General features: G+C 68.5%; 20 protein-coding genes. 11 read left to right on the top strand and 9 right to left on the bottom strand.

The features are described 5' to 3' along the window. From AC5Y4Q_RS21235 to AC5Y4Q_RS21220, 4 genes are read left to right on the top strand one after another with little or no spacing between them, the layout of a single operon-like run. Complete coding sequence (locus AC5Y4Q_RS21235; RefSeq protein ID WP_064920137.1) at positions 1-1,992, top strand: acetyl/propionyl/methylcrotonyl-CoA carboxylase subunit alpha; 1,992 nt, start codon at positions 1-3, stop codon at positions 1,990-1,992. Next, entirely contained in the window at positions 1,989-3,167 is a 1,179-nt protein-coding gene (locus AC5Y4Q_RS21230) for an acyl-CoA dehydrogenase family protein (protein ID WP_499960141.1), read from the top strand. Before AC5Y4Q_RS21235 ends, AC5Y4Q_RS21230 begins: the two co-directional genes overlap by 4 nt. Next, positions 3,167-3,946, top strand: a complete 780-nt coding sequence (locus AC5Y4Q_RS21225; protein WP_064920139.1) for an enoyl-CoA hydratase family protein — start codon at positions 3,167-3,169, stop codon at positions 3,944-3,946. Before AC5Y4Q_RS21230 ends, AC5Y4Q_RS21225 begins: the two co-directional genes overlap by 1 nt. A gap of 56 nt (positions 3,947-4,002) precedes the next feature. Then, the gene (locus AC5Y4Q_RS21220; protein ID WP_064920140.1) at positions 4,003-4,602 is read left to right on the top strand and encodes a DUF1707 SHOCT-like domain-containing protein; all 600 of its coding nucleotides are present in this window, start codon (positions 4,003-4,005) and stop codon (positions 4,600-4,602) included. Here AC5Y4Q_RS21220 and AC5Y4Q_RS21215 read toward each other — a convergent pair. Then, entirely contained in the window at positions 4,599-5,225 is a 627-nt protein-coding gene (locus AC5Y4Q_RS21215; RefSeq protein ID WP_109535563.1) for a TetR/AcrR family transcriptional regulator, read from the bottom strand. The two genes, AC5Y4Q_RS21220 and AC5Y4Q_RS21215, sit on opposite strands and share 4 nt — an antisense overlap. A 77-nt stretch (positions 5,226-5,302) precedes the next feature. Between AC5Y4Q_RS21215 and AC5Y4Q_RS21210 the strand changes: the two genes are divergently transcribed. The 6 genes from AC5Y4Q_RS21210 (at position 5,303) to AC5Y4Q_RS21185 (ending at position 9,581) form a co-directional block, all read left to right on the top strand. Continuing rightward, the gene (locus tag AC5Y4Q_RS21210; protein WP_064920142.1) at positions 5,303-6,214 is read left to right on the top strand and encodes an oxygenase MpaB family protein; all 912 of its coding nucleotides are present in this window, start codon (positions 5,303-5,305) and stop codon (positions 6,212-6,214) included. Positions 6,215-6,295: 81 nt separating this feature from the next. Then, entirely contained in the window at positions 6,296-6,613 is a 318-nt protein-coding gene (locus tag AC5Y4Q_RS21205; protein ID WP_064920143.1) for a DUF2563 family protein, read from the top strand. Then, complete coding sequence (locus tag AC5Y4Q_RS21200; protein ID WP_499960140.1) at positions 6,610-8,085, top strand: putative alpha/beta hydrolase; 1,476 nt, start codon at positions 6,610-6,612, stop codon at positions 8,083-8,085. The genes AC5Y4Q_RS21205 and AC5Y4Q_RS21200 overlap by 4 nt, the downstream gene beginning before the upstream one ends. A 90-nt stretch (positions 8,086-8,175) precedes the next feature. Continuing rightward, positions 8,176-8,403, top strand: a complete 228-nt coding sequence (locus tag AC5Y4Q_RS21195; RefSeq protein WP_125226059.1) for a hypothetical protein — start codon at positions 8,176-8,178, stop codon at positions 8,401-8,403. Positions 8,404-8,421: 18 nt separating this feature from the next. Next, positions 8,422-8,928, top strand: a complete 507-nt coding sequence (locus AC5Y4Q_RS21190; protein ID WP_499960139.1) for an LpqN/LpqT family lipoprotein — start codon at positions 8,422-8,424, stop codon at positions 8,926-8,928. A 23-nt stretch (positions 8,929-8,951) separates the two neighbouring features. Further along, on the top strand, positions 8,952-9,581 hold the full coding sequence (locus AC5Y4Q_RS21185) for a class I SAM-dependent methyltransferase (protein WP_499960138.1): 630 nt from the start codon (positions 8,952-8,954) through the stop codon (positions 9,579-9,581). On the opposite strand, the gene AC5Y4Q_RS21180 is transcribed toward AC5Y4Q_RS21185, so the two are convergent. The 8 genes from AC5Y4Q_RS21180 to AC5Y4Q_RS21145 form a co-directional block, all read right to left on the bottom strand. Beyond that, positions 9,566-9,913: a monovalent cation/H(+) antiporter subunit G gene (locus AC5Y4Q_RS21180; protein WP_064920148.1), complete on the bottom strand. Its 348-nt coding sequence runs from the start codon at positions 9,911-9,913 to the stop codon at positions 9,566-9,568. The two genes, AC5Y4Q_RS21185 and AC5Y4Q_RS21180, sit on opposite strands and share 16 nt — an antisense overlap. Next, positions 9,910-10,188: a monovalent cation/H+ antiporter complex subunit F gene (locus AC5Y4Q_RS21175; RefSeq protein WP_064920149.1), complete on the bottom strand. Its 279-nt coding sequence runs from the start codon at positions 10,186-10,188 to the stop codon at positions 9,910-9,912. Before AC5Y4Q_RS21175 ends, AC5Y4Q_RS21180 begins: the two co-directional genes overlap by 4 nt. Further along, positions 10,185-10,712: a Na+/H+ antiporter subunit E gene (locus tag AC5Y4Q_RS21170; RefSeq protein ID WP_064920150.1), complete on the bottom strand. Its 528-nt coding sequence runs from the start codon at positions 10,710-10,712 to the stop codon at positions 10,185-10,187. The genes AC5Y4Q_RS21175 and AC5Y4Q_RS21170 overlap by 4 nt, the downstream gene beginning before the upstream one ends. Then, positions 10,709-12,307, bottom strand: coding sequence for a Na+/H+ antiporter subunit D (locus tag AC5Y4Q_RS21165; protein ID WP_234786475.1), 1,599 nt, complete (start codon positions 12,305-12,307; stop codon positions 10,709-10,711). Before AC5Y4Q_RS21165 ends, AC5Y4Q_RS21170 begins: the two co-directional genes overlap by 4 nt. After that, positions 12,304-12,747, bottom strand: a complete 444-nt coding sequence (locus AC5Y4Q_RS21160; RefSeq protein WP_064920151.1) for a Na(+)/H(+) antiporter subunit C — start codon at positions 12,745-12,747, stop codon at positions 12,304-12,306. Before AC5Y4Q_RS21160 ends, AC5Y4Q_RS21165 begins: the two co-directional genes overlap by 4 nt. Then, positions 12,744-15,647 carry a Na+/H+ antiporter subunit A gene (locus AC5Y4Q_RS21155; RefSeq protein WP_064920152.1) on the bottom strand — a complete coding sequence of 968 codons (2,904 nt, stop codon included), beginning with the start codon at positions 15,645-15,647 and terminating at the stop codon, positions 12,744-12,746. Before AC5Y4Q_RS21155 ends, AC5Y4Q_RS21160 begins: the two co-directional genes overlap by 4 nt. A gap of 285 nt (positions 15,648-15,932) precedes the next feature. Beyond that, complete coding sequence (locus tag AC5Y4Q_RS21150) at positions 15,933-16,589, bottom strand: response regulator transcription factor (RefSeq protein WP_125225473.1); 657 nt, start codon at positions 16,587-16,589, stop codon at positions 15,933-15,935. Further along, on the bottom strand, positions 16,589-17,605 hold the full coding sequence (locus tag AC5Y4Q_RS21145; protein WP_499960137.1) for a HAMP domain-containing sensor histidine kinase: 1,017 nt from the start codon (positions 17,603-17,605) through the stop codon (positions 16,589-16,591). The genes AC5Y4Q_RS21150 and AC5Y4Q_RS21145 overlap by 1 nt, the downstream gene beginning before the upstream one ends. 343 nt (positions 17,606-17,948) lie before the next feature. On the opposite strand from AC5Y4Q_RS21145, the gene AC5Y4Q_RS21140 reads away from it, so the two are divergent. Next, on the top strand, positions 17,949-19,325 hold the full coding sequence (locus AC5Y4Q_RS21140) for a PPE family protein, SVP subgroup (RefSeq protein WP_064920155.1): 1,377 nt from the start codon (positions 17,949-17,951) through the stop codon (positions 19,323-19,325).

Genomic DNA, 19,325 nt, shown 5'->3' with positions numbered 1-19,325 from the left:
ATGATCAGCAATGTTCTAGTGGCCAATCGCGGCGAGATCGCCCGGCGGGTCTTCACCACCTGCCGCCGGCTGGGCCTGGGCACGGTCGCGGTCTACACCGATCCCGACGCGGGCATGCCGCACGTGGCCGAAGCCGACGCGAAGGTGCGCCTGCCGGAGACCTCCTCGTACCTGTCGGCGGAGGCGATCATCGCCGCCGCGCGCGCCGCTGGCGCCGACGCCGTGCATCCGGGCTATGGATTCCTTTCCGAGAACGCCGAATTCGCCGCCGCCGTCCAGGCCGCCGGGTTGACGTGGATCGGCCCCCCGGTGGCCGCGGTGACCTCCATGGGCTCCAAGATCGAGGCCAAGAAGCTGATGGCGTCGGCCGGCGTCCCGGTCCTCGACGAGCTCGACCCGGCAGGCGTCACCGCAGCGCAGCTGCCGGTGCTGGTCAAGGCCTCGGCCGGCGGCGGTGGCCGCGGTATGCGGGTGGTCACCGAGCTGTCCGCGCTGGCCGATGAGGTCGCGGCCGCCCAGCGCGAAGCCGCCGCGGCATTCGGGGACCCGACGGTGTTCTGTGAGCGCTATCTGCCGACCGGCCGCCACATCGAGGTTCAGGTGATGGCCGATGCGCACGGCACGGTGTGGGCGGTCGGAGAGCGGGAGTGCTCGATTCAGCGCCGCCACCAGAAGGTCATCGAAGAGGCCCCCTCGCCGCTGGTGGAACGCATCCCCGGTATGCGCGACAAGCTCTTCGAGGCGGCCCGCCTGGCGGCGACCGCGATCGGCTACACCGGCGCAGGGACCGTGGAGTTCCTCGCCGACGAGGACGGGGCGTTCTACTTCCTGGAGATGAACACCCGGCTGCAGGTCGAACACCCCGTCACCGAGGAGACCACCGGCTGCGACCTGGTCGAGCTGCAGATCGCGGTGGCCGACGGCGCCCGGCTGGACCCGGAACCGCCTGCAGCGCACGGCTATTCGATCGAGGCGCGACTGTACGCCGAAGATCCGGCCCGGGGCTGGCAGCCGCAGGCCGGCCTGCTGCACGCCATCGACATCCCCGGGGTGGCCGCACGGTTCCACACCCTGTGCCGGCGCACCGGGGTCCGGCTGGACTCCGGCATCGAGGCCGGCTCGACGGTGTCGATCCACTACGACCCGATGCTGGCCAAGGTCATCAGCTATGCGCCCACCCGCCGTCAGGCGGCCGCCGTGCTGGCGGGTGCGCTGGCCCGCGCCCGGCTGCACGGGCTGCGCACCAACCGCGACCTGCTGGTCAACGTGCTACGGCATCCGGCGTTCCTTGACGGTGCCACCGACACGGCGTTCTTCGACACCCACGGCCTGGCCGAGTTGTCGGCACCGCTGGCCGACGCCGCGACCGTCCGGGCTTCGGCGGTCGCAGCCGCCCTGGCCGACGCCGGGCACAACCGGGCCACCGCGCAGGCATTCGGCTCCCTTCCGGGCGGCTGGCGCAACCTGGCGTCGGGATACCAGACGAAGACCTACGCCGACGATGACGGCACCGAACACCGGGTCGAATATCGGTTCACCCGAACGGGTTTGGTCATCAACGATGACGTCAGCCTGGTCTCGTCGACTCCCGACGAGGTGGTGCTGGCCGATTCCTGCGGTGTGGCGCGCACATTCACCGTTGCCCGCTACGGTGCCGATGTCTACGTCGACTCCCCCGCCGGTCCGGTGCACCTGGTGGCGTTGCCGCGCTTCCCCGATCCCGAGTCAGCAGTCGCGCAAGGGTCTCTGTTGGCGCCGATGCCCGGCAACGTGATCCGGGTGGGCGCCGAGCTCGGCGCCCCGGTGACCGCCGGCCAGCCGCTGATCTGGCTGGAAGCCATGAAGATGGAGCACACGATCAGCGCACCGGCCGACGGGGTACTCACCCAACTCAACGTCAAACCCGGCGATCAGGTCGAGGTCGGCGCCGTGCTGGCCCGCTTGGAAGCGGGGGCACATCCCGAACAGCAAGCAGAAGGAGACCCACTGTGACCGATCCGAAGAGCGACACCAGCTTCATCGAAAGCGACGAACGTCGCGCACTGCGTGAGGCGGTCGCGGCGATGGCCCGCAACTACGGTCAGGACTACTACCTGGAGAAGGCCCGCGCCGGTGAGCACACCGACGAATTGTGGAACGAGGCGGGCAAACTCGGCTTTATCGGCGTCAACCTGCCCGAGGAGTACGGCGGCGGCGGGGCAGGCATGTACGAGCTGTCGCTGGTCATGGAAGAGATGGCGGCGAACGGCTGCGCGCTGCTGATGATGGTGGTCTCGCCGGCCATCAACGGCACCATCATCTCCAAGTTCGGCACCGACGAGCAGAAGAAGCGGTGGATCCCCGGCATCGCCGACGGCTCGTTGACCATGGCGTTCGCCATCACCGAACCCGATGCCGGATCGAACTCGCACAAGATCACCACCACCGCGCGCCGCGACGGCTCGGACTGGATCCTCAAGGGCCAGAAGACGTTCATCTCCGGCGTCGACCAGGCGCAAGCGGTGCTGGTGGTCGGCCGCACCGAGGACGCCAAGACCGGTAACCTGCGCCCAGCGCTGTTCGTGGTGCCCACCGACACCCCCGGATTCACCTACACCCCGATCGAGATGGAGCTGATCAGCCCGGAGCGCCAATTCCAGGTATTCATCGACGACGTGCGGCTGCCCGCCGATGCCCTGGTGGGTTCCGAAGACGCCGCCATCGCGCAGCTGTTCGCCGGACTCAACCCAGAGCGCATCATGGGCGCGGCTAGCGCGGTCGGCATGGGCCGCTTCGCGATCGGCAAGGCCGTCGACTATGTCACCACCCGGCAGGTCTGGAAAACCCCGATCGGGTCGCACCAGGGCCTGTCGCATCCGTTGGCCCAGAACCACATCGAGATCCAGTTGGCCAAGCTGATGATGCAGAAGGCGGCCACACTGTATGACGCCGGGGACGACTTCGGCGCCGCGGAGGCGGCCAACATGGCCAAGTACGCTGCCGGCGAGGCCTCCACGCGGGCGGTCGACCAGGCGGTGCAATCCCTGGGCGGCAACGGCCTGACCAAGGAGTACGGCATCGCTGCGGCGATCGCGTCGTCCCGGCTGGCCCGGATCGCGCCGGTGAGCCGGGAGATGATCCTCAACTTCGTCGCCCAGACGTCGCTGGGCCTGCCCCGGTCGTACTGATGGACACCCTGGTCTCCTACACCGGGCCGGAGCACACCGAAGACGGCTCGGCCCGGCTGACCCTGGATTCGCCACACAACCGCAACGCACTGTCGAGCCGGCTGGTCGCGCAACTGCATGCCGGCCTGCGCGACGCCGCCGCCGACCCCAACGTGCGGGTGATCGTGCTCGGCCACACCGGCAACACGTTCTGCGCCGGTGCCGATCTCAGTGAGGCCTCCGGCGGTGACCCGGGCGACCTGGCCGCTGACCGGGCCCGCGAGCTGGCAACCCTGCTACGGGCCATCGTCGAGTGCCCGCGGCCGGTGATCGCCGCGGTCGACGGTCACGTGCGCGCCGGCGGCATGGGGCTGGTCGGGGCCTGCGATATCGCGGTCGCCGGGCCGGCCAGTACCTTCGCCCTGACCGAGGCCCGGATCGGCGTGGCGCCGTCGATCATCTCGCTGACGCTGCTGCCCAAGCTGTCGCCGAGGGCCGCGGCCCGCTACTACCTGACCGGCGAGAAGTTCGGCGCGGCCGAAGCCGCGGATATCGGGCTGATCACCCTGGCCGTGGAGGACATCGGAGCGGCCGTCGCGGATCTGGTCGCCGACCTGCGGCTGGGGTCCCCGCAGGGGCTGGCGGCCTCCAAGGCACTGACCACCGCGGCGGTGCTGGCCGGCTTCGACCGTGACGCGGAGCGGCTCAGCCTGGCCTCGGCACGGATGTTCGTCTCCGACGAGGCCCGGGAAGGGATGCTTGCCTTCCTGCAGAAGCGTCCCCCCAGCTGGGCGGGTTAGCTACTGTGGGCAACCGTGCTTGCGTCCCGATCGGTTCGTCGTAGGCTCTTTAGCCGATGAGAAACTCAGCCCGGCGAAGCAACGACACCCCCGGCATGCGCGCGCGTGCCGCGGACACCGACCGGATCCAGCTGGCGCAGCTGCTCGGCGACGCCGCTGCGCAGGGCCAACTGCCGATGAGCGAGTACGAGGACCGGCTGGCCAAGGCCTACGCGGCGCAGACCTACGACGAGCTCGACGGGCTGCGCGCCGACCTTCCGGGTTCCTCGGTGTGCCCGCACCGCGGTGGCGACTGCAAACCCGCACCCTCCACGCTGCTGCTGGCGATCCTGAGCTCGTTCGAGCGGCGCGGACGCTGGAACGTGCCCAAGCGGCTGACCACGTTCTCGCTGTGGGGCGGCGGCGTCATCGACCTGCGTTACGCCGACTTCACCGCGACGGACGTCGAGATCAACGCCTACTCCATCATGGGCGGGCAGACCATTCTGCTGCCGCCGGAAGTCAACGTCGACATCCACGGCCACGGGGTGATGGGCGGCTTCGACCAACACGTCGAGGGTCGAGGCACTCCGGGCGCGCCGACGGTGCGCGTCCGCGGCTTCTCGCTGTGGGGCGGGGTGGGCATCAAGCGCAGGCAGCGCAAGCGGCGCAGCTAATCCCGGTACAGCGCCGGGTCGTCGAGCTGACCCAGTAGGGCGGTCAGCTGGTCCACGAGCTGGGCGGGCTGCAGGTGGATCTCCCCGGCCAGCCAGGCGCCGATCGTCTGGGCCACCCCGCCGACCACGAAATGCGCGGCCGCCTTGATCCGGTCGTTGCCCGGCACCTGCAGGACATTCTGGACGTGGCGGCCGGACAGCATCGCAAACAGCGCGCTCGACTCGGCCCGTTTGCGCACCAGCAACGCGTTGGTCAGCCGGGTGCTGAACAGCATCCTGCCGACGCGGGCGTCCCCGGCGATGGCCGCCACCAGGTGGGCCATGCCGGCGCGGGTCTGTTCGGCGTAGGGTGCCGCATCCACGGCGGCCTGGGTACTGGTGGCCAGGTCGTTGACCACCCAGTCGAAGACCGCGGCTACGAACTCGTCCTTGTCGGTGAAGCTCTCGTAGAAGTAGCGGGATGCCACACCGGCGCGCCGACATATTCCACGCACGGTCAGCTCGGTCAGGTCCCGAGCACCGAGCAGATCGAGGCCGGCCGCCAGCAGGCGTTCCCGCCGCTCGGCCAGCCGTTCGGCTGCCTGCACCCCCCGATACGGGCGCTCCGGCACGGCGGTCCCCATGTCCCCCATGTTGACATCGGCCCCGGGGCTCGGCAATATCAGGAAACCGACGTTCTCACAATTTGCGAGGTGCAGCCATGACGATCAGCGAGCCGATTCCCCTGGTGGAGCGTTCGGTGAGCGATTCTCCAAGCGCACTCGCGCCTCGTCGGCGTTCCTGGCTGCCGCAGGTCTCCTGCACCGACAACATGATGATGGGCGTGGCGCTGTTGGCCGGGCCGGCCAACGTGATCATGCAACTAGCGCGTCCCGAGGTGGGTTATGGCGTGCTGGAGAGCCGCGTGGAAAGCGGACGCGTCGACCTGCACCCGATCAAGCGGGCACGCACCACGTTCACCTATCTGGTGGTCGCAACCCAGGGCACCGACGAACAGCAGGCCGCGTTCCGCGAGGCGGTCAACAGTGCGCACCGCCAGGTTCGCTCGACGAACGACAGCCCGGTGAAGTACAACGCCTTCGACCGTGATCTGCAGTTGTGGGTCGGCGCCTGCCTGTACAAGGGCAACGTCGACATCCACCGCATCTTCCTCGGTGAGATGGACGACGAGCACGCCGACCGGCACTACCACAACGAGGGCAAGGCCATGGCCACCATGCTCCAGGTTCCCGAGGACATGTGGCCGCCGGACCGGGCCGCCTTCGACCGGTACTGGCAGGAGCAGCTGGACAAGGTGCACATCGACGACGCGGTCCGCGCCTACCTTGAGCCGATCGCGGCCAGCCGGCTGCGCGGCTTGACCCTGCCCGGACCGCTGCAGCGGGCCAACGAACGCCTTGCGCTGTTGATCACCACCGGCTTTCTGCCCCAGCGCTTCCGCGATGAGATGCGGCTGCCGTGGGACGCGCAGCGGCAACGCAGGTTCGACCGGTTGATGCGCCTGCTCCGTGGCGTCAATAATCTGCTGCCGCCGTTCCTGCGCGCCTTTCCGTTCAACGTGATCCTGTGGGATCTGGACCGGCGCATCCGCACCGGACGTCCGCTGGTGTAGCAGCTGCCGAGGTGAATTGACGCGGCCCCGTCCGTCGGTAATCTTTGACTACCCCGACCAGGCCGACGGAAGGTACAGGCGATGGACGTCAACCCCCACGTGTTGCGCACCGGAGCCAATGTGTCCGATGACGCCGGTGGGCACGCCGATACGGGTGCGCAGCGCCTCGGGCTGGCCGGGGTGAGCACCGGCATGTTCGGTGATTTCGATGCCGCCCACAGCTTCCACGCGGCGCTCGGCACCGCCAAGGACGGCCACCGCGAGGCGCTGCAGAATCACCACCAGAACCTCACCGGCATCGCCGAGAACGTGCGCACCGCCGCCAGCACCTTCACCCGGATGGACGACCACAACGCCAAGCTGCTGCGAGACATCACCGCCGACGGCACTGGCCAGTGAGCCGCCCGGCCCTGCAACACCTGCAGATCGCCGACCTGATCGCCCACGCCGGCGGTGACCCGTGGGCGGTCGACGACAGCCTGCAGGCCGGTAGCCCCACCCAGATCAACTTCCTGGCCCAGGCGTTCCATCAGGCCGCCGGCTCGGCCACCGCCGCCGAGCAGACCTTCCAAACCGCCCAACAGCACTTCCAGCAGTACAACCGCGAAAACGGTGAACAGCCGATCAACAACGGCGCCGAAGTGCAACGCGTCAAAGATGGCCTGCACGCCACCAAAGAGCAGCTCGGCCAGATCGCCGCCGACCTGGAGACCATTGCCGGGGATCTGGCCCAGGCCCGTGCCGCCTCACAGGCCAACATCACCGCGCTCAACGCCAACCTGCTGGTGCTCGACGCCCAGATCGGGGTCTACCTCAGTCAGGCGAGCCAGGGCCAGAACCACGACGCCGACATCCAGCAGGCTCGTCAACTGGCCAATAACGACGCCGCAACAGCGCTGCACAACGCCACATACATCCGCGACAACTACTCCACGAGCCTGCAGCAGGCGCTGACCAACCTGCGGGTCAAGGACGGCTACGACCCCGATATCCGCAAGTACGACGCCGAGGCGGCACCGGCCGGCGGGGCCGACGGCGGGGCCGGGGCTGCGAACGGCACCCCCGACGGCCGCCCGGGCGCCGATGGTGGCGCCGGCGGCAACGGGGCGTCTGCTCCCCCCGGCGCCCCGACCAATGCCGACGGCGGGGCCGGAGGCAACGGCGGCGCGCCCAATGGCACCCCGCCCCCGGTAGGCGACGCCGGCAACGCGCCCGGTGCGCCGGCCGATGGCAAAGCGGGTGACGGTGGCGCCGGCGCCCCCGGGCCCATCCCGCCCTGGATTCCGCCCGGTACACCGGTGATGACCCGCCCCGGTGCCCCACCGGCGCCGCCGAGCCAACCCACCCAGATCAACGGCAAGTGGGGCAACGTCGGCGACGGCCTGGCGGCGGCAGGTGGCCAAGCCAACGCCCCCTGGGTCCGTCCCGACTTGCCCGCCTTCGCGCCGGGCGGCTCACCGAACCCCGGGATTCCCGGTGGCGGCCTGCCGATGCCGCAAGCCATGGAGAGCGTCGAGAAGTTCGGCAAACGTTTGGGTTTCGCGGGGAACCTCATCACGGTGGCGAACGGGGCGATGGAGATCCAGAACGATGTGAGCAACGGAGCCTCCTTGAGCACCGCCCTGGTCGATGTCGTTCCCAAAACCGCGGGTGATGTCACCGGAGGGTTGGTGGGCGCCGGCCTGGGAGCCCAGACCGGCGCAGAGATCGGCGCGACGATCGGTACCTTCTTCGGCCCCGGGCCCGGAACCGCCATCGGGGCGGTCGTCGGTGCCGGTGCCGGGGCGGTGGTCGGCGGCTTCGTCGGCAGCGAGTTCGGAAAGAATGTGGGCGAGGGCATTTCGAATGCTTGGCACGGCCTGTTCGGCTGACCTGCACGGCAAGGGAGATCGATCACCATCAGTAACGCAAACGGCTTCATCGGGGTCGCCCTGCTGGTCATGCTTTTCATCGGGATTCCGGTGGACCCTCACAAGGACGCAAGGTCGAAGTGGCTCTACTGGGTCGTCGGGCCGATGGTGTCCGCCACATTCCTGGCGATTGCGTTCTACAGCTCGATGAACAAGTCCGAGACGACGGACCTGATCGGTGCGGTCGTCGCCGGGGCGATCTTCGCCTACCTGGGCTTCGGCGCTGGCTACGTCCGCAAGCGCTGGCCGATCGGGCGCTGGCCTGGTTCTCGTTCTTGACGTACCGAAAGGACCTTCATGGAAGCCGTCGACCAGCCGCCCGGCGAGGGATCGATCACCTTGGATCCCCGCGACCCCGACGAACCGACGATCACCCTCCCCCGCCCGCCCGGCTGGGAGTTCATGGCCAGCAACGACTCCCCGCCGCTGCGCGGGGTGCTGTTCAACCAGGAGCTGCGCCGGCACGGCTTCACCCCCAACGCGGTGGTGACCCTCGAGGAACTCACCGGCCAGGTCGGGCTTCCCGCGCAGGCCTTGGCCAAGGAGCGCGCCGCGGTCGCCAACGTCGTCGGCGAACTCGACACCGATGTCCCCGGCACGGTGTCGGGATTTGCGAGCCGAACGATCACCTACAACCTGCAGGGCCGGCCGGCGACCGGGCTGATCATCGCCGTGCAGAACGCCAAGGACCGGATCTGGGCGCTCACCCTCACCATCCAGACCACCGACCCGGATAACCCGCACTACATCGCCGCCAAGCAGGCCATCCTCGATTCGCTGGAAGTCCGCCTGCCCGCCCAGTGACCCCGCCCTGCGACAATGCACCCATGGTCGAGCAGAGCCTCTGGATGCAGAAAGTCGCCGCCGATCCCGGGCACTCCCAGTGGTACATCGAACGTTTCCGCCAAATGGCCCGTGCCGGTAAGGATTTGGCGGGCGAAGCGCGTTTCGTCGACGCGATGGCCCCGCGCAGCGCCCGCATCCTCGACGCCGGCTGCGGTCCCGGCCGGGTGGCGGGCGTCTTGGCGGCGGCCGGTCATGACGTGGTCGGTGTCGATGTCGACCCAGAGCTCATCGCGGCCGCCGAGCAGGATCATCCCGGGCCGCGCTACCTCGTCGGCGACCTGGCCGAACTCGACCTGCCCGCCCGCGGCATCGCCGAATCGTTCGACGTGATCGTGTCGGCCGGCAATGTCATGACGTTCGTCGCCCCGAGCACCCGCGTCGAGATCCTGCACCGGCTGCACCGCCACTGCGCCGAAGACGGGCGCGTCGTCATCGGTTTCGGCGCCGACCGCGACTACGGGTTCGACCAGTTCTTCGACGACGCCGCGGCCGCCGGGCTCACCACCGATCTGCTGCTGGGCACCTGGGACCTGCGGCCCTTCACCGACGATTCGGATTTTCTGGTCGCGGTGCTGCGGCCAGGTCAGCGCCGCCCTCAGCGCGAGGCCTGATCCTCCTCGCTGAGTTCGCCCAACTGGTCGAAACTGAGCACCTCGGTCATGTCCTGTTCCTGGTAGGCCAACCGGCCGACCCGGTGCGCAACGACCGGCGCGGTGATCAGCGTGAAGATGATGCTCACGGTGACCATCCCCGCGTCGTGGCTGCCGCGCAGCCGGATCAACGCACCGGCCAGCACTAACAGCAGGCCCAGCACCTGCGGTTTGGTGGCCGAGTGCATTCGCGCCAACGTATCGCCGAACCGCACCACCCCGATCGCCGCCGTCAGCGCCAGCACGGCCCCGGCGAGCACCAGCACTCCGGCGATCACGTCGAGAACGATCATGGCTGCCTCCGCAGTTCGGGATCGTCGGGCACCCGGAACCGGGCCACGCTCACCGATCCGATGAAGCCGACCAGCGCCAGTGCTGCCAGGCTGTAGGTCGCCGTGGTGTCCCGGCTGACCGCGGCCCAGATGCCGATACCGCACATGGTCATCGCGGCCAGCGTGTCCAGCGCCACCAGTCGGTCCAGCGTGCTGGGCCCGGCCAGTAGCCGATACATGGTGATGATCGCGGCGGCCCCCAGCAACACGCCCGCGGTTGCCCAGATGACGGTCATGCAGTTCCTCCCGCCGGCTGCCATTCGTCGTCGCGCTCGAAAGCGGCTATCAAAAGTCGCTCTACCTGGGCGACCTGCGCGAGGAACCGCTCGACCGACCGCGCCGATCCGGCATCGATCACGTGGCAATACAGAATCCGGCGCACCTGGTCGATCTCCAGCACGATCGACCCGGGGATCAACGTGGTGATGGCCGAAGCCAGCACCAGCACCAGATCGGATTTGATATTCACCGGCACCCGCAGCACCCCGGTCAGTGGTGGGGGGCCGGGCTTGATCGCCAACCACATCAGTTGGAAGCTCGAGACCAGCAGATACCAGGCGAACAGCCCCGCCAACTGCAGCATCGCCAGCGGATGCACGCGGCCCTGGACCGGCACCGGCGGTAACGGCAGCAATACCAGGATCAGCGTCGCGACCACCACCCCCACGACGATGTTGGGGATGGTGAACCGGCCCCATAACAGCGTCCAGATGGTCGCCAACGCCGACACCGCGAAAATCCGCAGCGCTATCGCCCTCACGAGTCACCCCCCGACAGCACGGCCGAGATGTATTCGCCCCGGTCGAGGACCTCGGCCGCGGCACGCTCGCTGTAGGCGAAGATCGGGCCGGCCAGCGCGGTCATCGCCAGCCCGAACCCGATCAGGGCGAGGGTGGGGGCCAGCATCCAGGTCGGCATCCGGCCCACGTCGTCGCGGTCGTCGTAGGCGACCTCGGCGACGTCGTCGAGCAGCACCGGCGGAGTGGCGTTGACCAGCGCAGCCTCGGGGGCATCGACCCGCCGGCGCCAGAACGCCCGTGTCCACACCCGAGCCAGCACATACAGCGTCAGAAGGCTGGTGACCACAGCGCCGCCCACCAGACACCAGGCCAGCACCGAACCGTCGTCGGCTCCGGCCTGCAGCACCGCGGTCTTGCCGATGAAACCTGAAAAAGGTGGGATACCACCGAGGTTGAACGCCGGAATCAAGAACACGAACGCCAGCAGCGGATTGGCGCCCAAGCCGCCCAGGCGCTGCATCGACGATGCACCGCCCTGGCGTTCGATCAATCCGGCCGCCAGGAACAGTGTCGTCATCACGATGATGTGGTGCATCACGTAGAAGATGGCGCCGGTCATGCCCAACCGGCTCGACAGCGCCACTCCGAACATCATGAAGCCGATGTGGCTGACCAACGTGAAGGACAGCAGCCGCTTGATGTCGCTCTGCGCGACGGCGCCGAAAATGCCGACCAGCATGGTCAACAACGCCGCCACCAACAACACCGAGTCCAGTCCGCCATCGGGGAACAGCAGCGAATGCGCGCGGATGATCGCGTAGACACCGATCTTGGTCAGGATCCCGGCGAACACCGCGGTGATCGGTGCCGGCGCGGTCGGATAGGAGTCGGGCAACCACGCCGACAGCGGGAAGACGGCGGCCTTGATGCCGAACGCCACCAGTAACACCGCGAACACCGCGCTGCGGGTCCCGGCGGGCAGGTCGCCGGTGCGGGTGGCCAGCTCGGCCAGGTTCAGCGTGCCGGTCGCGGCATAGACCAGGGCAATACCGAACAGGAAGATCAACGATGACGCCATCGACACCATCACGTAGCCGATGCCGGCCCGGATCCGTTCGGCGCTGGCCCCGATGGTCAGCAAGACGAAGCTCGCGGCCAGCAGCATCTCGAAGCCGACGAACAGGTTGAACAGGTCACCGGCCAGAAAGGCCAGCGAGACGCCGGTGGCCAGGGTCAGATAGGTGGGCAGGAAGATCGACACCGGCTGGCGGTCGTCGCCGTCGCGCACGCCCTGCCCGATCGCGTAGACCATCACCGTCAGCAGCACGATCGCCGACACCACCAGCATCAGCGCCGAGAGTCGGTCGACCACCAGGGTGATGCCCAGCGGGCCGAGCTTCTGCTCCGTCGGCCCCCAGCCGCCGACGTGCAACACCAGCGTCCCGTCCCGGTCGGTCAGGTACAGCAAGGCGGCGCTGACGGCGGCCACCGCGCACAGCACCGCGATGGTGATCGGGCGCTGCACCCTGGGACGCCGGCCGACGATGAGGGTCAGGGCGGCACCCAGCGTGGGTAGCAGCACCGGCAGCGGCATCAAGACGGCGGCGAGACTCACCGTGGCTCCTCACTGACGGCGTCCAGTTCACCGGCGGGCACCAGCACACCGGGGTCCTCCTCGGCGGCGATGATCTCCTCGTCGGAGAGCTGAGACACCCGGGTCGCCTCCCAGTCGTCGCCGATGTCCTCGGTCGTCGTCAGGTGGTAGGAGCGGTAGGTCAGCGCCAGCACGAACGCGCCGATGCCCATGGTGATGACGATGGCCGTCAGCACCATGGCCTGCGCCAACGGGTCGGCGTCGGTCTCCATGCCCTCGGTGCTGTTGTAGATCGGCGGGCTGCCGCCCGGCCCGGAGACATCGATGATCAGCAGGTTGATGGCATTGCCGATCATCATCAGGCCCAGCAGCGTTCGGGTGAGGCTGCGTTCCAGCAGCATGTACACCCCGCACGAGGTGAGGCCGGCGGCCATCAGCAGCGGAACCAGATGCGCGGTCATGACACTCCTGCCAGCGATCGGGCGCGGGCCTGCGATTCCAGCTCCTGGTCGAGCCGGACGCCCAGGCTGCGCAACACGTCGAGCACCATGCCGACCACCACCAGGTAGACGCCGATGTCGAAGAACAATGCGGTGACCATCTTGACGTCGCCCACCACCGGCAGGCTGAACGACAGCACCGCCGAGGACAGCACCGGAGCACCGAGCAGCAGCGACCCCAGCGCCGTGCCGCCGACCAGGCTCAGCCCGACGCCGAGAATCTTCCCGGAGTCCAGCGGCAGCGTCTCGCCGAGCTCGTATCGCCCGCCCGCCAGATAACGCAGCACCAGCCCCAGCCCGGCGGCCAGCCCGCCGGCGAAACCACCGCCCGGATAGTTGTGCCCGGCGAACAGGAAATACAGCGAGACCACCATGATCAGCGGGAAGATGGCGCGGGTCGCGACCTCCAACACCAGCGACCGCTGGTTGGGATCGTGGTAGGCGCTGCCGCGCAGCCAGGTGGTGGATCCGATCGCCGGACTGTACGGGGTGGCCGGGACGACCAGGCCGGCCGTGCGGTGCGCACCGGCATCGGCGATGCGTGGTGCCCGGCCGAACCGCCGGGTTCGGAAGACCATCGAGGCCACCCCGGTCGCGGCCACCAGCAACACCGAGATCTCGCCGAGGGTGTCCCAGGCCCGGACGTCGACCAGCAGCACGTTGACGGTGTTGGCGCCGTGGCCGCGGACATACGCGGCCTCCCCCAACGCCACCGAGACACCGTCCTGGCTGCGGGCCGCCATCGCGAAGGCCGCCAGCACCGCGACGCTGATGCCCACCGACACCGCCAGCGCTATGCGCGGCAGCCGGTTGCGCGCCATCGTGGGCCGCTCCGACTCCGCGGGAAGCGTGCGCAACACCAGCACGAAGATCACCAGTGTCACGGTCTCGACGAGCAACTGGGTCAACGCCAGATCGGGTGCGCCGTGGAAGGCGAACGCCGCGGCGCAGCCGTAGCCGGTCACACCGACCATCAGCACCGCCGACAACCGGTTACGCGCCACCGTGGCACCGATACCGCCGGCGACCACCAGCACCGCGACGGTCAATTGCAGCGGGGTGTCCCACAGCTGCAGATCGACTCGGTTGCGCGCTCCCAACGCCAGCGCCGTCACCGGAAGCAGCACCAGCGTCGCGAAGATCATCGCCTGGTTGATGGGCAGTGAACCGCGTTGGGTGACCCCGGTCAGCCGCACGGCCGCCACATCGAGCACCCGAAGGAAATCGTCGTAGAGCTGATCGGCCTTGCCCAGCGGCAACCGGCGCAGCCGGGTCAGCCGCAGCGGACCGCGTGCGACGAAGACACCGGTGCCGACCAGCAGTACCGCCGCCGACAGGTACACCGGTAGCCCCGCGCCGTGCCACAGCGCCAGGTGGTAGTCGCTGCCTTCGGGCACCGTGTCGGCGTAGCCGTGCAGCACCGTGTCGAGGCCGAGCGCACACAGACCCAGGATCAGGCTGGCAGCGGCGAGCACCGCCGGGGGCACCAAAAACGCCGCGCGCGGGCGGTGCAGTTCGGCGACGTGGCGGCTGGGCGCGGTACGGCCTTTACCGGCGAAGCCGCCCCACAGAAACCGTGCACTGTAGATCACGGTGAACATCGAGGCGAGCACCGCGGCGCCCAACACGTACGGGCCGGCAGCCCCCAGGGCCGGGGCCTGCGCCTCGGTCCCGAAAATGGTCTCCTTGGCGATGAAGCCGACGAACGGTGGCACCCCGGCCATGCTGGCCGCGGCGGCGGCGGCGATCACGAACAACCAGGGGCAGCGTCGTCGCAGCCCGGCCAGCTCGCGTAGGTCGCGGGTGCCGGTGGCGTGGTCGATGATGCCGACCACCATGAACAGCGTTGCCTTGGCCGCGGCATGCGCACACATGGCGGTCAGCCCGGCCAGCATCAGATCGGCCCCGCCGGCTCCGACCAGCATGATCATCAGCCCCAGTTGGCTGACGGTGCTGTAGGCCAACAGCAGCTTCAGGTCGTACTCGCGGACCGCGCGCCACCCGGCCAGCAGGGCGGTGGCCAGACCCAGCACCACCACCGTCGGCCGCCATCCCGGCGAGTCGGCGAACCCCGGCGTCAGCCGCGCCACCAGATAGATCCCGGCCTTGACCATCGCAGCGGCGTGCAGGTAGGCGCTGACCGGGGTCGGCGCCGCCATCGCACCCGGCAGCCAGAAATGCAGCGGGACGATCGCCGACTTGCTCAGCGCGCCGACCAGCACCAGCAGCACGCCGACAGTGACGACCGTCCCGGACGGCGGATCGGTGACCAGCTCCGAGAGCAGGTACGTGCCGGCGGTGTTGCCCAGCATGATGATGCCGACCAGCATGGCCAGGCCACCGGCAGTGGTCACCAGCAACGCCTGGGTGGCGGCACGGCGGTTGATGGAGCGTTCGGCGTAGTGGCCGACCAGTAGGAACGACAGCACCGTGGTCAGTTCCCAGAAGACGTACAGCAGCAGCATGTTGTCGGCGACCATCAGCCCGAACATGGCCCCGGCGAACCCGACCATCTTCGCGGCGAAGCTGGGCAGCCGCGGATCGGTGACCGCCTGGGCACTGACTGGGCGGAAGTATTCGGCACAGTAGAACAGCACCAGGGCGCCGATGCCCAACGCCAGCACACTCATGATCGCCGAGAGCGCGTCGAAGCGCAGTGCGATGTTCAATGCCAGGCCGGGCACCCACGACACCACCGTTCGGTGATCGTCGGCAGGGCCAGTGGGCCAGTTCAGCACCACCCACACCAGCGATACCAGCGGAATCAAGCCCAGCGGATAGAACGCCGACCGACCCCACCTACGCACTAATGCCGGTGCCGCAGCGGCGCCCACCGTGTGGGCAAGCAGTATCGCTAGCATCACGCTCCACAAGACGAATTGATCCAAGCAATGGAATCAGTTCTGGTACAACACATCTGATACACGGGCGGCGCCGGGCAGCACCACAGCCGGTCGCGACAACGACAGGCACATCGAGCCCCGCTCAAACGTGCACTGCATCTCCCACCGCAACTAATTCCAGTTTCTGTGCAGATGCGGCCGCGCGCCATGGAATACAACCCCCATTCGGTGGGGGGTTGAACCCCCATCGGGCCCAATGGCGGCGTCCGGCTGCGCCCGGCTCGGCCGCGCTTGCGAACGCCGCTAGGCCTCGATCAGGCCCGCCCTGATTGCGTAACGGGTGAGTGCCAAGCGGTCGCGCAGGCCGAGCTTCTGCAGGGTGTTCGTCCGGTGGCGGTCGACGGTTTTGGCGCTGATCCCCAGTGTTTTGGCGATCTCGCGCGCTGAGAAGCCTTCGGCGATCAGCTTCAGCACTTCCTCTTCGCGCGGGGTGAGAATGTTGTCCGGTAAGTCGTCGCCCTGCCGGGAGCGGTGCAGGTAGTCCCGGATCAGCGCGGTCACCGCGCCGGCGTACAGAAACGGCTCCCCGCGCATCGTCGCCCGGCACGCCTCGAGCAGGTCGCGGTCGGCCACCGATTTCAGGACGTAGCCCGACGCGCCCGCTTTGAGGGCTTCGAAGAAGTACTGCTCGTTGTCGTGCATCGACAGCATCAGCACCCGCACATGGGGATGGCTGCGGTTGATCTCCCGGGCGGCCTGCAGCCCGGTCATCCGCGGCATCGCGATGTCGAGGATGGCCAGGTCGACCGGGGTGTTCTGCAGGGCTGCGAGCGCCTCGGATCCGTCGGCCGCCTCCGCCACCACGCACAGGTCGGGCTCGGCATCCAGGATCATCCGCAGCCCACTGCGCACCAGGGCGTGATCGTCGGCGAGCATGATGCGCGCCGGCTGTAGCGCCATCACTGGCCTCCCGCGCTCGCTCGGGCCGGCACCACCAGCCGGACTTCGGTTCCCTCGTTGCTCGGGGATGTGATGGCCAGGGTGGCATGCACCAGCAGGGCGCGTTCGCGCATTCCGGTGATTCCGGCGCCTTCGACGCTCACCCCGCCCTTGCCGTTGTCGGCGATCCGCAGCGTCAGCTCTGATTCGGCGTTGACGTGCAGGTCCAGCCAGGCCTTCTGCGCTCCGGAATGGCGGGCGATGTTGGTCAGGCTCTCCTGGGCGATGCGGTAGCAGACCAGGCTGAGATCCGGGGTCAGCTGATCGGCTTGTGGGGCAACCTGTTTGACGACGTCGATGCCGGTCGCCTGGGTGAATTGGTTGCACAGCGCCTGCAGTGCGCTGCGCAGGCCGAGGTCTTCCAGCGCATCCGGGCGCAGCCGGCGGGCGATGCTGCGCACCTCGTCGAGGCTGGCCCGGACGATCTCCTGGGCGTCGGCGAGGTCACCGCGGATCTCCGCGGGAGCCGCGTCGACGGCCCGCTTGAGGGTGAGCAGAGCGACGGTGAGGGTCTGACCGATCTGGTCGTGCAACTCCCTGGCGATGCGCTGCCGCTCGTTCTCCTGCACGGTCAACGCCAACGCACTCGAGGAGGCCCGCTCCGATTCGAGCCGGTCCAGCATGCCGTTGAAGGATTCGATGAGATGGTGCAGGTCACCGTCGCCCGGGTCGTGCACCCGGTCGGTGCGCCGCAGCAGATCGACGCGCCTCATCGACGCCGCGAGCCGATCCAGCGGCGCCAGGCTCGACCGCAGCAGCAGCGCGTTGGCGCCTACCACGACCGCCAACCCGACCACCAGGACCGGAATCTCGGTCAGTCGGACGGGCCCGGAAACGGTTGCCGGCGACATGGCGAGCACCAGCGTGCCGAAGGTGAAGACCAGACCGTTGATCAGAACGACCCGGCGAAACAGCCCGCGCGCGGGCGCCCGCGCTCGCCGCCGAAACCTATCGACGACCGCTGTCCAACGGTACATACCACCACCATCGTCTTCGTCGCACCCGATTGTCCATACGGGTTGCCGCGGCCCGCGAATGGGTGTCAAACACCATGGCGACCGACCGGTACCCGCTCGGAGAATGGAATTACGTCCTCCAGAGCAGCGTCGGCGTTGACGGCGCGTATGCCATCCCGGGGTGTTGAGCGCGCGGGAGATGCGGTGGGCGGATTGATCGAAAGATCAGACCGGCAACAGCCCAGATGCCTCAGATCACCCAGACCGGAGGGATGCACCTGCAATGAACCACATTACCGGCGCGCACCCACGGGCCACCGGTAACAGCGTGGTCCGGATGCCGCAAACCGCCCGGGGTTGAGAAATGGATTTCGCGGCGCTTCCACCGGAGGTGAACTCCGGGCTGATGTATGCCGGGGCCGGCCCGGGTCCGATGCTCGCCGCTGCCACGGCGTGGGATGGGCTCGCCACCGAACTCCACCTGGCCGCCACGGCCTATGCCTCGGTGGTCTCTGGGCTGACGAGCGGGCCATGGTTGGGCCCCTCCTCGGCGGCGATGGCGGCCTCGATCACGCCCTTCATCTCGTGGTTGCATGCCACCTCCGCCCAGGCGGAGCAGACCGGGATGCAGGCCAAGGCCGCCGTGGCCGCCTACGAGGCGACGTTTGCGATGGTGGTGCCCCCACCGGTGATCGCGGCCAACCGGGCTGCCTTGCTGACCTTGTTGGCCACCAACATATTGGGGCAGAACGCGGCGGCGATCGCGGCCAACGAAGCCCACTACGCCGAAATGTGGGCCCAGGACGCCGCCGCGATGTACAGCTACGCGTCGCTGTCAGCGACCGCGACCGTGTTGGAGCCGTTCCAGCCGCCACCGCAGACCGCCAACCCGGCTGGGCCGCTGGGCCAAGCTGCCGCACTTCAGAACGCCGCGGGTAACACCGCAGGCAGCAACGCGCAGACGTTGCCGTCTCAGCTGGCCTCTACGCTCCAGGGAGCCGGCCCGACCCAGGCCGCACCTACCGTGCTGCCGATGCAGGCGGAGCCGCCCCTGGGGCTGCTCGACCTGCTGGGCATTCTTGCCGACGAGACGGCCCTCGGTATCGCCCTGCCGTTGTCGGTCGTCGCGTTTCCGTTGTCGGTCATCAGTCTTGTGATGGCCGTCGAGGCGGCGTATTACGCGGAGATGGACTCCCGAGAGATTTTCGACACCCAGGATTTGCTGTACGGCGGCCAGCGAAACATCTTGGAGGCCCTGAGCCAATTGGGAGCGACGACGGAGGTGCCGTCGACCGAGAACCTTCGAGTGCCCCACGAGTCGGTCAAGGTCGGTCGCGCATTACCGCTCGGCGCGTTGTCGGTGCCGCCGAATTGGGCCGAGGCAGCCCCGGAGATCCGCCACGCCAGCTACTCGACACCGCTCAGCAGTGCCGCCGGTCCCTCGCCGGCCGGGCTGGGAACAGCATTCGGTCAGATGGCCCTGGCGGGTATGGGCGGCAGTGCGCTGGCCGGCGCCATCAATCAGAACCGCGGCCAGCAGGGCAAGCCGACGGCCGCTGCCGAGAGCAAGGCGCCGGCGCAATCATCGGACGCATGCTCGCCGACTGCGGCGCCTCAGCCACCGGCGAACTCGGTCATCGAACTGGCCGCCGGGATCCGGGAACTCGGCCAACTCCACGACGCCGGATACCTGACCGAAGCGGAGTTCGCCGAGCAGAAGCAGCGGCTGCTGTCCCGGTGA

The sequence above is a fragment of the Mycobacterium sp. NGS16 genome, from assembly GCF_059813225.1.
Note: the sequence above shows the minus strand (reverse complement) of the source record. Positions and strands in the feature narration are given on the sequence as shown.